Origin of the sequence: Bacillus sp. M6-12 (genome assembly GCF_002860285.1) — a bacterium.
Taxonomy (GTDB): Bacteria; Bacillota; Bacilli; order Bacillales; family DSM-1321; genus Peribacillus.
The window spans coordinates 20,369-33,206 of sequence record NZ_PGVF01000020.1 but is presented as its reverse complement, the minus strand read 5'-3'; the positions used below and the strand labels follow the sequence as shown (position 1 = coordinate 33,206).

The window sequence follows — 12,838 nt, the reverse complement described above, 5'->3', positions numbered from 1 at the left end:
TCTTAACCCTATTTAGCTTATTAAAGTTGTTCTGTCTCGCCCGACCATTCGCTCATACCAGGCACCACATTTATTACCTTGAAGCCTTGTTCAGCTAACTTCTGTGCTGCCAGATCACTTCGGCTGCCGGTACGGCATATCACATAGGTTTTTCTATCTTTATCTAGCTCATTCATGCGACTTTCCAGTTCACCCAGAGGAAGAGACTTGGAATTTGGTATGTGGTTAAACATGTATTCCGCGGATTCCCTCACATCTAATAGAAGAATATCTTCATCGGATTTCAATTTTTCTTTTAGCTCTTCATTGTTGATAACATCAGGATGTTTTCTTTCCGCTGTTTCTTCCCCTGAAGCTTTTCTTAGGTAATGTTTTAACACGTCCCCTTCTTCGACCGTGCCTAAATACTGGTGCCCCGTACTTTCAGCCCAAGCTTTCAAATCTGCCTTTGAGCCTTTGTCTGTAGCCTGTACCTCTATTACCTGTCCTGCTTCTAACCCCGCCATTGCCTTTTTTGTTTTTATAATCGGCATCGGACACGCTAATCCCTTTGCATCCAGTGCTACGTTTGAAATGACCGCCTTCATCCGTATTCCTCCTCTTTTAATACCACCTGGGGTATCCTTCTTTATAAAAAATTATTCAATCTTGCCTTCCCAAGCGAGCATTCCGCCTGTCATGTTAATAACCGTAAAGCCTTGGCTTTCCAAGAATTTCGAAGCTTTTCCGCTCCTGCCTCCTGAACGGCACACCATGATATATTCCTTGGACTTCTCCAGTTCGTTCATCTTAAATTCCAGCAAACCTAATGGGATGTTTACTGCACCTTTAATCTTTCCTTCTGCTACTTCTTCAACCTCCCTGACATCGATAACATTTAGCGATTTTCCTTCTTCGATCAATTGCTGCACTTCTTTAGCTGACATCTGTTTCATTCTTCCTTCACCTTCCTACGTTTACTTCCAGGCACTCATTCCGCCCCTTACATTTGTTACCTTGTTAAAACTTGTTTTTTCAGTAGTCTGCTCGCTTTATTACTTCTCATTCCGCTTTTGCAGATTAAGATGACTTCTTTCTCTTTAGTTAAGACGTATTTTTTGGCGTATAGCGAAGCAAAAGGGACATTTTTAAATTCGTTTATATATTCAATTGGAATTCACCCTGTGTACGTACGTCAATAAATGTTGGTTTTATCAGAAAGCTGGCTCTTCAATTCGGAAACCGTATTTTGTCTTATTCCCCTAGCAGGTATTAAGCGTTGGATTAAAAAGAAAATCACGAGTCCATTCAATACAATAATTAAAGTACTCCACATTTCAGTCCTCCTAAAACCGACAGGAACGGTTTTCTGCTCCCCAGGTTATGTTAGATAAATAAGTTCACGTTGCCATTTTCAGCATCTGCTAAATAGGCAGCCACGCCCGCATATTCAATATTAGCCAGCAATTCTTTTTCCTGCAGACCCAACAAATCCATCGTCATCGTGCAGGCAACCAGTTTGATTTCTTGTTCCTGAGCCATCTCAATGAGCTGCGGCAAGGTCATCGCATTGTGCTTTTTAATCACCTGCTTGATCATCTTTGGCCCCATTCCAGCAAAGTTCATTTTTGATAGCCCCAACTTATCTGCACCGCGAGGCATCATTTTCGCAAACATCTTTTCTAAGAATCCTTTTCTCAATTCAATGGGTTCGTCTTTGCGTAAGGCATTCAGGCCCCAAAACGTGTGGAAAATAGTCACTTCATGGTCATACGCTGCTGCACCGTTTGCAATGATATAAGCAGCCATTGCTTTATCGTAATCCCCGCTGAATAAAATGATATTGGTTTTCTTTGTCTCTGACATGTGTTCTCCTCCTTACGAAAATTACCCCATAGGGTATAATACAAAATAAAAAAATTTAATCCAGAACTTCAGCATATCACTTGCTTCATCATGTTTTACGAGCTTACTGTTAATTGAGCCCATGCGGTAAATCTGCTTTCGCTCTTTTATCGGTCGCATGCACTTCTAAAACCGGTCCTGATTCCAATTCATCCATTACTTTTTTGGTACTAATGATCGGCATTGGAAATGCCAAACCTTTTACATATACTATTTTCTCTTATTAATACATATACCCGTATGAGTATTGAATTAAATTAAAAAAAGAGCTTTTGAATACCCATAAGGGTATATTACATAACACAATACGGGATGTCAATCCCGGATTGTGTTTATCTACTTTTTACTAGTAAATTCACTGCTTGCTTGACTAGTTCATCGGCATCCTGTCCTTGTTCATTCGCTTCACGAACACACTCAACCAAATTGGAGCTGACAATAAGGCCGATGGTGCGGTCGATCCCCGTTCTGGATGCTGAGAGTTGAGTCACCACATCCTTACAGTCCTTATTTTCTTCCATCATCTTCAATATCCCTCGAAGCTGGCCTTCAATACGCTTGACTCTATTCTTCATTTGATCATCGTACTTCATCCAATGTGTCCTCCTTAATCGCTTTTATTTCATACAAGTATAGCCAACAACTGTAAAGCCATTGTGCTGCAGAATCCTGACCCCAAGGTTTCTTTCTAGTTTATCAGACACGATCAGATGTACCTGTTTTTCTGATATGTCCCGAAATTGTCTGGTTAGATACGCCACAGGCAGATCAACGGATCCTTCGACCGGGCTATTAGAAGACATGGTATAGTCCCTGACATCCACTATGACTGCACTGTTATTTGCTTGATTATGTTGAGCCCTAGGAACTCCCATTACAGGGAAATACCTTCTATATATCGAAATAAAAAGTATGATAACAGCTAGTCCACAAAAAAAATTCATGTATATCAACTCCTAAGGTTAGGAAACAAATGTTATGAACTAAATATATACCCTATAGGGTATAATGTCAACAACAAGATTACTTGCAGGGAAAGTTAAGACAAATAACCTAAAAAAGGGCTGTATAGCCCCTTCTATACACTCTTATCCATTCAGGCAACCAATCGCACTTCAATATCTCTTGACATCTTTTGTAAGGCAGGTTGGTTTCCCATACTATAAGAGCAGTTGGCTTAGGCGGTTCAAGAATTGTTTCACAGTTTATTCCTGATTAGACATAATAAAGCTAATATTTCTGCTGTTGACTTTAATTTTTCTTAATAAAACTAAACTACATTTATTAGTCAGCCCCATTCTCGTTCCGCAGTCAATGCATCTGCCTTAGTCATATGAACGGTACCAAATGGATGATGTGGGGGTGCATATATAGAATAAAGTTTTAAAGGGATATTACCTGTATTGGTTACATTATGCCATGTTCCAGCCGGAATCATAATCGCAGAATCATCATAAACTTTTCTTACAAAGTTTAAGTTATCTTTTGTCATCCCCATTTGAACAATCCCTTGACCTTGTTCAATCCGTAAGAATTGGTCTACGTCAGGGTGAATTTCTATACCTATATCTTCACCAACTTTAAGACTCATCAATGTTACTTGCAAATGATTTCCGGTCCATAGTACAGTACGATAGGTATTGTTTTGCTTCGTAGCCTCATTGATATTTACTACAAATGGTTTCGATCCATAATCTTTTATGTTAATTTTATTTCTTCCATTTGGTGATTGAAAATTACCAAGGATAGCATCACCAGCCCAGTAATTGGGCTGCCTGGTATAGTTATACACCGGTAAATTAACATAATAAGGATTTTGATACTGATACTGGTAAGGATTCATACCATAAGAATTGTACATTTTTCTCAACTCCATAACACGTTTAAAATTATTCTATGCATACGTTAAGGAAATGTACTTTTCAGGACGATAAAATTCTCAGGTTAAGACCTATTTTTATAAAGTGAACATACTAACTTCCGAGGTGATAGATTGTGTTATTTAACACAGTTTTTAATAAGTTAAACTCATTACCTAACTATGAGGGATAAAAATTGTGCCTCTTTTAAAATACGTTAGCTATTACTTTAAACAGATGAGTTCAATTAAGAAAAAAACCTCCAGCTTGGTAAGCTGTTGCTGAAGATAGAGTGTTTGGTTCAATAATGGTACTTGATGTTACACAACAACTATTTTCTTCTTTTTTTCCCAAAAATTTATAGAAAACGTAGTTCGATCAGAATTACTTTCACTTTCTTTAAAAAATAAATATAACTATTTTCCTGAACGGATATACAGAAACCTCCAAGGAAATTGGTGGTTTTTTATATGAAGACTGAGATAAATTCTTTGCTTTCATTTAAAGAATTGTTTCATTTTGGCGGAGTCACAATCGTTGTGACCAATACCACAACAACAATAACAGCAAACATATCTTGTGTTAACAATTGACTCTCTAAGCCGATTGCTGAAATAATTAATGCTACTTCTCCCCTCGAAACCATTGCTGAACCAATGCCCAGTGAACTGTTCCAATTGAACCCAGCTAGTTTTGCACCAACTTGTAAGAAAGATGGTACAAGCAGGAATCCGATTTGAAAAAGACGCAGAACGAAAGGTATTCTCCAAGAGACTCTAAAGAAATATCTTTAATTACGGGAACAAGACCATTGTTTTATTTTTTATTCACTTTAAAATGCAGGCTTACTGAGTCAACCTGCCCCGTTTTCATAATAAGGAATTCTACAAAAAAGAGGTTAATCCTTCTTAAACTATACCATTCTTCACAATCAAAACTGTCTCAAATATAACTAAAAAGTCCTTTAACCAATCCTCGTAATCAACACACCATTATTTGAAAATGGATTGTAAAAAGAATAAGATGAAAACAAAAGTAAATTGTGGTCTTTAGGAGAAAAAATATGACTTTTTTTAATCACATAAAAAGATTAAAGACAATAAATCTACACCCTGCCCATATTCTGGTCCTAGGTTTTCTGGTTTTAATCTTTATAGGTACTTGCCTATTTATGATTCCAGCAGCAACAAAAGACAGGCATCACCTTAGCTTAATTGATGCCTTGTTTGAAGCCACTTCGGCAGTATGTGTAACAGGATTAGCCGTTGTTGATACAGGGACCACCTTTACCTTATTTGGTCAAATTACCTTATTAGCCCTTATTCAACTGGGTGGCTGGGGATTTATGACCAGTGGAATACTGATGTTTATCATACTTGGGAAAAAGATCGGCTTAAAACAAAGGCTGTTACTTCAAGAATCGTTAAACACATTCTCACTACAAGGAATTATACGATTGCTTCAACGAGTTATTATCATCACGTTAATAGTGGAAGCCCTTGGGGCAATTGCCTTGGCTATCCGTTGGTCCCAGGAAATGAGTTGGGGCCAAGCCCTATACTACGGAATATTCCATTCTATTTCTGCTTTTAATAATGCTGGGTTTGGTCTTGAAGCGGATAGTTTAAGTAAATGGGTTGGTGATCCCACTATAAATATCGTCATAACCTCATTATTTATTCTTGGCGGTATAGGCTTTTTTGTGGTTGCGGATATTTTCGAAAAGAGGAATTTGAGAAAGGTCTCTCTTCACACTAAGATAACGTTAAGTTTTACTTTGGTTATCAATATAGTTAGTACACTTATCATATTTGGTTTGGAATATGATAATCCAGGTACTCTAGGAGGTTTGGGGACAACCGATAAGTGGTGGGCTGCTTATTTCCAGGGAGTTGTTCCTCGTACTGCTGGTTTTAATTCAATTGATATTAGTCAAATGACATTAAGTTCTCAAGTTTATATGACGGGGTTAATGTTTGTAGGTGCAGGGTCGGGTTCAGTAGCAGGTGGAATCAAAGTAACAACATTTGCTCTCTTGTTACTGGCTCTTTGGTCTGTCGTAACTAACAAAGAAGATATAAATATCTTTAAACGCAGAGTTCCTAAGACACTTGTATTTAGAGCACTATCCATTGCTGTTTCTGGAGTTATTTTTATTTTCTTGATCTTCTTTTTACTGACAATAACAGAAAAAGGAGCAGAAATGTCTAAAATACTATTTGAAACAGTCTCAGCTTTTGGAACAGTCGGAATGAGTGCTGGATTAACAATGGAATTAAGTCCTATGGGGCGGATTTTAATTACAGTAATGATGTTTATAGGAAGAGTAGGTCCTTTAACAATGGCTTTTGCACTAGCCATCCACGCAAATAATAAAGCGAAGATCCGTTATGCTGAGGAAAAAATATTAATTGGCTAAAAAGCCCTAGTCCAACCAGTGATTTTTAAATAACTAATAGTTCCTTGTTTGACTAACCTGCCCCTTTAGAATAAAAAAAAACCGCCAAATGGCAGCCAAAATCTTAGAGTAAAGCAACCGTTTCTTTAAGTGCAAATCTTCATAAATTAACTTTGGAATAAGAAAAAGAGGTGCAGTAGGCTACCTCTTCTTATCCGTGTTTTCTCCCGTTCATTGAACAAGAGATGTAGAAAGAAAATTATGATTCCTAGATGTGAAAGCTCCGAAAAAGTAACAAATTCATCTTTGGATGAAGAAAAATTATTCTACCCCCTTTACTTGCATATTTGATTTAAAAAACCACTTCATCATTGGAGGGGTGACAATGGTTGTTACCAATACGACAACCACAATAACAGCAAACATATCCGGCGTTAACAATTTAGCTTCTAAACCAATACCTGCAATAATTAATGCCACTTCCCCCCTGGAGACCATTGCTGAACCTATTGCTAATGAACTGTTCACATTGAATCCAGCTAATTTGGCTCCAACGCCTGCTCCAATTAATTTCGTTAATATAGCAATGATACTTAAAATAACGATTAAACCTAAATTTTCCGTAATGCCAACAAATTGGGCTGTTACTCCAATCGAAGTAAAAAACACAGGAACAAAGATAGAATAACTAATGGTTTCAACCTTCTCAAATACCTCGTGTTTAAAATTTGTTACGCTGATAGCGACACCTGCTATATAGGCTCCAATGATGGCTGCGACTCCTGTATACTCAGCCAAGTATGCAAAAACAAAACAGATAATTAAGGCAGAAGAAATCACTGTTTCCGTAACTCTTAATGTTGAAAACTTATTTAGGAACCAAGGAACCACTTTCCATCCAATAAGAATCGCTCCAGCAAAGAATAGTACCTTTTTAAGCAAGACTGTCGTCAAACTTACATCTCCGCCTGCAAAGCTCATTAAGAATGCCAAGGCAATGATTACAACTACGTCGTCAATTACAGCTGCCCCTAAAATCGTGGTGCCTTCTCGGGTTTGCAATTGATTCATCTCCTTTAGAGCCTGCACAGAAATACTAACGCTGGTTGCAGAGAGCAGCAAACCGAGGAACCAGGATTCGAAAGTACCAAGGTTCAATGTAATGCCTGCTAAGAAACCAATTAACAGAGGAACAACGATACCGCCCAAACCTACAAATGCGGAGGCTTTCCCGGTGCGTTTAAATTCATCCAGGTCCGTTTCTAAGCCAGCGATGAACATTAAAAGTATAACACCGATCTGACTAAATTCTGCCAGTGTTTCTGTTTCATTCACCAAGCCCAGGACGGAGGGACCCAAGAAAATTCCGATCAATAATTGTCCGAGAACTGCGGGCTGCCCCAATCTCACGCTTAAGCTTCCGGCTATTTTGGCTGTAACTAGAATAATGGCTAACTGTAGTATTAACATCCATATTCCACCTTTCATTTTTATTATTGGTTTTATAACACACAGACATACAAAAAGAGCCTGTCACCAAGGGACATACGTATCCCTTGGTGACAGGCTCCTCCAAGTCATTGAAGTATTCAAATGTATTATTATTTATTAGTATCTCATACTTTGATGAAATCCGCACCCTATCGCTGTTAAATGGGTATCCTTATTCAACTAACCTCCCTTTAAGAAAAAAACGTCTATAAGTGGCATACGGACTTGAAAACCTATCACAGTTTCTTCGTAATGCGACGCAACGTTTTTTGGATACTTTCTAGTTGCGTTTTAAATAAAACTTCTAATTAATTGCAATAATATTACTACTCATTCATAGATCCCTCTTTAAGTATTAGGAATGGATTAATAGCATTAGTAGGTTGGAGCGCTTTTACAATTGCACTTGGAGTCCTGGATTTAAATTCAATAATAGCTCGTAAAGTTATCGTAGGTGAACCTAGGATTGTTATAAAAAAAGGAAAGATCATGGAAAATGAACTTCAAAAAGTACGTCTAGATTTAAACTCTTTAAAGAAGGAAGAAAAATGTATTTTCGCTCTCTGAAGTAGATTTCGCAATCTTTGAAACAGATGGTACATTATCAGTTATGAAAAAAGATTTCAACAAACAGTAGTAAAATCTGATTTGAACATTCAGAAAACTAAGCCTGATCAGTTTCCTATTTCTACTGAAGTCATATCTGACGGAAAGATTAATACTCAAAACCTAGAAAAGCTGAATCTTAATCAGCAAGGGTTAGAACAACAACTTAAAATGTCAGGCATGGATTCAATATCTGATGTTTTTTATGATGAAGTACTTAAGAACGGTACATTATATATTGACAATAATAATGATGTGCTACATTAATTTTGTGAATTAATGTAAATCCTTCTTTTTTCAATCTTTACAAAATGAATATGTAATCTGTTTTTAGTCTGCTGGATATTTCACGCCTCTGCGACAATTTTATTTTCTTGGATGCCTCACAGAGTCTTCGCTGCCCAATTAGTTCAATTAAAGATCAGAAATATTATATAGACCACCTTAGTTGGTTCTTAGGTTTGTGTTAGCCGAAGACTGGCATTCAGTTGAAATCTTTGTTAGCATTAATGACATTGGAGGTGATGACAAGAATTATTTGGTGAGGAAAAATCGACAATACCATTGAGTTGCTTTTCCTAATTTCATGATGTCTGCTTTGCTGAAAGAAGGGGTACTTCATTTTTAGAAGTTTATTGGGACCTAAGTTTTGATTGGTTCCTGGTTAAAGTGGACTCAAATCATGAAAGTATGAAAAATAATTTAACGTCGAATAAACTATACAATCTACGATGGTCTGTTAACTCATACATCTTCTGTATTTTATCTATTAGGCCTTTTTGTACTTCCCCTTCGGCCTCACTCATTTTATTTTCAGAAATTCTAAATAAACAATTATATCAATACGTTCCTATTGGAGCAAAGGGGGATTGGATGAAAAAAATATCACCAGTTTTTACGATATCCGTTATGATTACTGTAGTATTCATAATATGGGGCATTATTCCCAATAGTAATCTTGATAAGGTGACCCAAGCCATACAAGGAATACTTTTGAAGAAATTCGGATGGTTCTATATGTTATCCGCTACCTTATTTCTCGTTTTCGCTATATTTATGATTTTTTCAAAATACGGCAATATACGTTTAGGTAAAGATACCGATAGGCCAGCGTACAGCTACATAACATGGTTTGCCATGCTTTTTAGTGCAGGTATGGGAATTGGACTAGTTTTCTGGGGAGTAGCTGAGCCGTTGATTCATTATTACACACCACCTTTTATTAAGGGGGAGACAGTTGAAGCAGCAAGAACTGCAATGAGATACTCTTTTTTCCACTGGGGGCTTCATCCTTGGGCCATCTACGCAGTAATCGGCCTTGCACTTGCCTACTTTCAATTCCGTAAAGACCAACCAGGTGTAATCAGTTCACTTTTACGGCCGATTTTAGGCGATAAGGTTAACGGCCCAGTAGGCGTTTTGATAGATTGTGTAGCAGTTTTTGCCACAGTATTTGGAGTAGCAACCTCTTTGGGTCTTGGGGCAATTCAAATAAGCGGCGGTCTTTCTCATACTTTCACCGGAGTAGAGAATAAATTTACGACACAATTAATCATTATCGGGATCGTCACTATACTATTTATGCTTTCAGCGCAAACAGGTATAAATAAAGGAATTAAGTATTTGAGCAATCTTAATATTTTTCTGGCTATTGCTCTTCTTGTTTTCTTGCTATTTATTGGCCCGACCAACTTTATCATGGATTTGTTCACTACAACTCTAGGTTCTTATTTGCAGAACCTGCCTTCTATGAGTTTTCGTCTAAGTCCTTTTTATCAAGATATGACCTGGTTCCAGGATTGGACTATTTTTTATTGGGCCTGGTGGATTGCGTGGGCTCCATTTGTGGGTACTTTTATTGCCCGTATTTCAAAAGGAAGAACGATTAGGGAATTTGTACTAGGGGTCTTGCTGGTTCCAACAATATTTGGTGCTTTGTGGTTCTCAGTATTTGGGGGGACAGGAATTTACCTTGAGTTCTTTAAACATAAAGAACTTATAGAGGTAATTAACACGCAAGGGAGCGAAGTAGCACTCTTTACTATGTTTGAGAATTTCCCTCTTTCTAGTGTACTTTCCATGATAGCTATTTTTCTAATCAGTACCTTTTTTATTACCTCAGCCGACTCAGCCACATTTGTGCTTGGAATGCAAACGACTAATGGAAGCCTTAACCCGACTAACAAGGTAAAGTTTGTTTGGGGCATTATCCAATCAAGTACTGCAGCAATTTTATTATGGACAGGCGGACTTGAGGCATTGCAAAGGGCGTCAATCATTGCAGCATTTCCTTTTGCAATTATAATGCTGCTAATTGTATTTTCACTTTTTAAAGCACTTAACAATGAAAAATTAGCTGATAGAAAATAGACGTTTTTTACACTCCCTCCTATAGTAGGGAGAGTACTATCATAAGGGGCTGTCCCGAAAGTCGGTTTAACCGACTCTCGGACGGCCTCTTTTTATTCGAAAAAAACACAAAAAAATCGTCACTTCTAGTAAAATGTAAGTTACCACACAAACACTCTAGAAAGGACGATTTTTTATGAGCAATCTTTCGACTACTATTGAGAATTATACCATGCAAACCAGCCTGACTCTAGAGGTGAAAGAAGAAAATATGGTCTCCCAAAAGCAATACTCTCCTACATTCAAACCTTACAATAACCATCAGGTCCAGGTTATCTTCGATATCCAGGAAATGATACCCTCTCACCATGTCGCACGGGTAGTAGATGAAATGATGGAATCCATACCGGATGAAAAGTTATTCTTCCATTATCCAGGAGGCGGAAGGCCTCCGTTCCATCCCAAATTGATGCTTAAGGTTATCTTGTTTGGCTACTCCCAAAAGGTGTACTCCTGCCGCGGCAAAGCTGACGCTAGAAAACCTCCCGACTATGTGGCTGGCAGCCATGCAACAGCCTGACTACCGCACCATCAACGAATCCCGTGGAAAACGGATGAAGGGTTTGATGGATGAACTATTTGAAACCATGATCCTGAAGCTGATCGAGGACAACCATATCACGATGGAACATTACTTTTTGGATGGAACGAAGATTGAGGCCGACGCCAACAAGTATTCTTTTGTATGGAAGAAATCAACGGCACGGTCCGAAGAAAAATTAAAGGAGAAAATCAAGGAAACTCTCCAACATATCGAGGAGATGACAAAGGCGGAAGAACTATACATTCTAGAGGAGAGCCTGGATGAAATAGGGCCAGACCCTTCCGGGTTGTAAAAAATCGCATCTGAATTGGAAACACACATAACCGCTTTAACACAGGATATTGAAAAAGAAACAAATACAGAGGTCCGTAAGGAAAGAAGAAAAAAACGAAGTCAATGGAAGAAGCCCCTCAAACTGATCCGGGAAGATTTTTGCCGAGGCTGGCAAAATACAAGGTTCAGAATGAGACATTCGGTGATCGAAACAGCTATTCCAAGACTGACCCCGAAGCTACTTTCATGAGGATGAAGGAAGACCATATGAAGAACGGCCAGCTCAAACCTGGCTACAATGTTCAGATGGCAACGGAAAATCAGTTCATCCTATTTTACACCATTCATCAACGTCCGACGGATACACGCTGCTTCATCCCTCATCTGGAGAAGTTGGCTTCCTCTTCTTTGCCGATGCCAAAAACGGTCATTGCGGATGCGGGTTATGGGAGCGAGGAAAACTATCTGTATGCCCATCGGGGAAGAAAAAGAGCCAAGGTTCGATTTCCTCATTCCATATGGGACCTATCTGAAAGACAAAACAAGAAAAGCAAGAAAGGACATAAAGAACGTAAAGAACTGGACATACGTTGAACAGGATGATTGTTTCATCTGCCCGAATGACCGCAAGGTTACATTCAAGAAGTATCAAATGAAGAAAAATGCGTCCGGACACGAACAAAGCTACAAAATCTACGAATGCGAGGATTGTACAGACTGTCCATTGAAACCACAATGTACAAAAGGCAAAGGGAACCGCCAGGTTCATTGGAATACAGTCTTTGAAGAAATGAAGGCAAAGGCAAAAGCAGCCCTTGAATGTGATGACAAAGCCGCTATCTATGCCCGACGGAAGGTCGAGGTAGAAAGCGTTTTTGGCCACATCAAGGGCAATCGGTCGTTCCGCCGGTTTTCTCTACGGGGACTCGACAAGGTGCATGTCGAGTTCGGTATCGTGGCACTCGCCCACAATATGATGAAAGTGGCGGGCATCCGCCTAGCCACTTTCATCAAACTAATCCGAACTAAAAGAAGCTGGAGAAAAAGTGTTGTTTTTCTCCAGCTTCTTTACTGTTTTAGGGACTTTTTAGAAAGCCCCTTTTTTATGATGTGTATTCAACAAATGATGGAATGCGCAATAACCCCGCTTTTGTATAGTTTCTGAACTTCACCTTGCACTTTATCTTTGGGTCAATAAAAAAGCTGTTTTATTTTCATCAATTATCAAATCCAGATACAGGGTGTAAAATTGCTTTTTGGCGTTTTGGTCCATGAATTCCATCACGCCGGCAGGCTTCATGCCACTTGCTTCCTAAATTCCCAAAGTAATCCGAATTTTTCTTTTTTCAAGCCTGTAATAAACACATCGGTGTA

At 38.5% G+C, this 12,838-nt stretch carries 16 protein-coding genes and 3 pseudogenes; 9 read left to right on the top strand and 10 right to left on the bottom strand.

Translation table 11 applies throughout. The annotated features are described in order from the left end of the window. Positions 1-20: 20 nt before the first annotated feature. The 9 genes and pseudogenes from CVD28_RS20190 to CVD28_RS20150 all read right to left on the bottom strand — a co-directional run. Positions 21-587: a sulfurtransferase TusA family protein gene (locus CVD28_RS20190; protein WP_101595841.1), complete on the bottom strand. Its 567-nt coding sequence runs from the start codon at positions 585-587 to the stop codon at positions 21-23. A 51-nt stretch (positions 588-638) separates the two neighbouring features. Continuing rightward, positions 639-935: a rhodanese-like domain-containing protein gene (locus CVD28_RS20185; RefSeq protein WP_101595839.1), complete on the bottom strand. Its 297-nt coding sequence runs from the start codon at positions 933-935 to the stop codon at positions 639-641. Between the two features lie 21 nt (positions 936-956). Then, positions 957-1,315: pseudogene (locus CVD28_RS29380) on the bottom strand (rhodanese-like domain-containing protein). 50 nt (positions 1,316-1,365) lie between these two features. Then, positions 1,366-1,845, bottom strand: coding sequence for a DsrE/DsrF/DrsH-like family protein (locus CVD28_RS20175; RefSeq protein WP_101595837.1), 480 nt, complete (start codon positions 1,843-1,845; stop codon positions 1,366-1,368). Positions 1,846-1,866: 21 nt separating this feature from the next. After that, positions 1,867-2,068: pseudogene (locus CVD28_RS20170) on the bottom strand (sulfurtransferase TusA family protein). 148 nt (positions 2,069-2,216) lie between these two features. Further along, complete coding sequence (locus tag CVD28_RS20165) at positions 2,217-2,477, bottom strand: metal-sensitive transcriptional regulator (RefSeq protein ID WP_101595835.1); 261 nt, start codon at positions 2,475-2,477, stop codon at positions 2,217-2,219. A 24-nt stretch (positions 2,478-2,501) separates the two neighbouring features. Further along, a complete protein-coding gene (locus tag CVD28_RS20160) occupies positions 2,502-2,828 on the bottom strand; it encodes a sulfurtransferase (RefSeq protein WP_101595832.1) in 327 nt (108 codons plus the stop codon). A 344-nt stretch (positions 2,829-3,172) separates the two neighbouring features. Next, positions 3,173-3,745 carry a cupin domain-containing protein gene (locus CVD28_RS20155; RefSeq protein WP_101595831.1) on the bottom strand — a complete coding sequence of 191 codons (573 nt, stop codon included), beginning with the start codon at positions 3,743-3,745 and terminating at the stop codon, positions 3,173-3,175. Between the two features lie 495 nt (positions 3,746-4,240). Continuing rightward, a pseudogene (locus tag CVD28_RS20150) lies at positions 4,241-4,443 on the bottom strand (cation:proton antiporter domain-containing protein); the annotation flags it as partial. 363 nt (positions 4,444-4,806) lie between these two features. Between CVD28_RS20150 and CVD28_RS20145 the strand changes: the two are divergent. Beyond that, the gene (locus tag CVD28_RS20145) at positions 4,807-6,162 is read left to right on the top strand and encodes a TrkH family potassium uptake protein (protein WP_101595829.1); all 1,356 of its coding nucleotides are present in this window, start codon (positions 4,807-4,809) and stop codon (positions 6,160-6,162) included. Between the two features lie 300 nt (positions 6,163-6,462). On the opposite strand, the gene CVD28_RS20140 is transcribed toward CVD28_RS20145, so the two are convergent. After that, positions 6,463-7,611, bottom strand: a complete 1,149-nt coding sequence (locus tag CVD28_RS20140; protein ID WP_101595827.1) for a cation:proton antiporter — start codon at positions 7,609-7,611, stop codon at positions 6,463-6,465. A gap of 357 nt (positions 7,612-7,968) precedes the next feature. On the opposite strand from CVD28_RS20140, the gene CVD28_RS29375 reads away from it, so the two are divergent. From CVD28_RS29375 to CVD28_RS20110, 8 genes are all read left to right on the top strand, one after another. Then, positions 7,969-8,199 carry a YetF domain-containing protein gene (locus CVD28_RS29375; protein ID WP_374702557.1) on the top strand — a complete coding sequence of 77 codons (231 nt, stop codon included), beginning with the start codon at positions 7,969-7,971 and terminating at the stop codon, positions 8,197-8,199. 13 nt (positions 8,200-8,212) lie between these two features. After that, positions 8,213-8,269 (top strand): hypothetical protein, encoded by a 57-nt coding sequence (locus CVD28_RS29370; RefSeq protein WP_374702556.1) that lies wholly within the window; start codon positions 8,213-8,215, stop codon positions 8,267-8,269. 11 nt (positions 8,270-8,280) lie between these two features. Next, a complete protein-coding gene (locus CVD28_RS20130) occupies positions 8,281-8,505 on the top strand; it encodes a YetF domain-containing protein (protein ID WP_180954244.1) in 225 nt (74 codons plus the stop codon). 606 nt (positions 8,506-9,111) lie between these two features. After that, a complete protein-coding gene (locus CVD28_RS20125; protein ID WP_101595823.1) occupies positions 9,112-10,608 on the top strand; it encodes a glycine betaine uptake BCCT transporter in 1,497 nt (498 codons plus the stop codon). A gap of 175 nt (positions 10,609-10,783) precedes the next feature. Further along, positions 10,784-11,167, top strand: coding sequence for a transposase (locus tag CVD28_RS20120; RefSeq protein WP_101595821.1), 384 nt, complete (start codon positions 10,784-10,786; stop codon positions 11,165-11,167). After that, positions 11,154-11,483, top strand: a complete 330-nt coding sequence (locus CVD28_RS20115) for a hypothetical protein (RefSeq protein WP_101595819.1) — start codon at positions 11,154-11,156, stop codon at positions 11,481-11,483. Before CVD28_RS20120 ends, CVD28_RS20115 begins: the two co-directional genes overlap by 14 nt. Before the next feature lie 104 nt (positions 11,484-11,587). Then, positions 11,588-12,058 carry a transposase gene (locus tag CVD28_RS28915; RefSeq protein WP_257985933.1) on the top strand — a complete coding sequence of 157 codons (471 nt, stop codon included), beginning with the start codon at positions 11,588-11,590 and terminating at the stop codon, positions 12,056-12,058. Beyond that, positions 11,940-12,629: a transposase gene (locus CVD28_RS20110; RefSeq protein ID WP_257985940.1), complete on the top strand. Its 690-nt coding sequence runs from the start codon at positions 11,940-11,942 to the stop codon at positions 12,627-12,629. Before CVD28_RS28915 ends, CVD28_RS20110 begins: the two co-directional genes overlap by 119 nt. The last annotated feature ends 209 nt before the right edge of the window (positions 12,630-12,838 follow it).

Bases quoted from the DNA above. Each gene is read 5' to 3' on its own strand.
- CVD28_RS20190 (WP_101595841.1), bottom strand. From the start codon at position 587: ATGAAGGCGGTCATTTCAAACGTAGCACTGGATGCAAAGGGATTAGCG.
- CVD28_RS20185 (WP_101595839.1), bottom strand. From the start codon at position 935: ATGAAACAGATGTCAGCTAAAGAAGTGCAGCAATTGATCGAAGAAGGA.
- CVD28_RS20175 (WP_101595837.1), bottom strand. From the start codon at position 1,845: ATGTCAGAGACAAAGAAAACCAATATCATTTTATTCAGCGGGGATTAC.
- CVD28_RS20165 (WP_101595835.1), bottom strand. From the start codon at position 2,477: ATGAAGTACGATGATCAAATGAAGAATAGAGTCAAGCGTATTGAAGGC.
- CVD28_RS20160 (WP_101595832.1), bottom strand. From the start codon at position 2,828: ATGAATTTTTTTTGTGGACTAGCTGTTATCATACTTTTTATTTCGATA.
- CVD28_RS20155 (WP_101595831.1), bottom strand. From the start codon at position 3,745: ATGTACAATTCTTATGGTATGAATCCTTACCAGTATCAGTATCAAAAT.
- CVD28_RS20145 (WP_101595829.1), top strand. From the start codon at position 4,807: ATGACTTTTTTTAATCACATAAAAAGATTAAAGACAATAAATCTACAC.
- CVD28_RS20140 (WP_101595827.1), bottom strand. From the start codon at position 7,611: ATGTTAATACTACAGTTAGCCATTATTCTAGTTACAGCCAAAATAGCC.
- CVD28_RS20125 (WP_101595823.1), top strand. From the start codon at position 9,112: ATGAAAAAAATATCACCAGTTTTTACGATATCCGTTATGATTACTGTA.
- CVD28_RS20120 (WP_101595821.1), top strand. From the start codon at position 10,784: ATGAGCAATCTTTCGACTACTATTGAGAATTATACCATGCAAACCAGC.
- CVD28_RS20115 (WP_101595819.1), top strand. From the start codon at position 11,154: ATGCAACAGCCTGACTACCGCACCATCAACGAATCCCGTGGAAAACGG.
- CVD28_RS28915 (WP_257985933.1), top strand. From the start codon at position 11,588: ATGGAAGAAGCCCCTCAAACTGATCCGGGAAGATTTTTGCCGAGGCTG.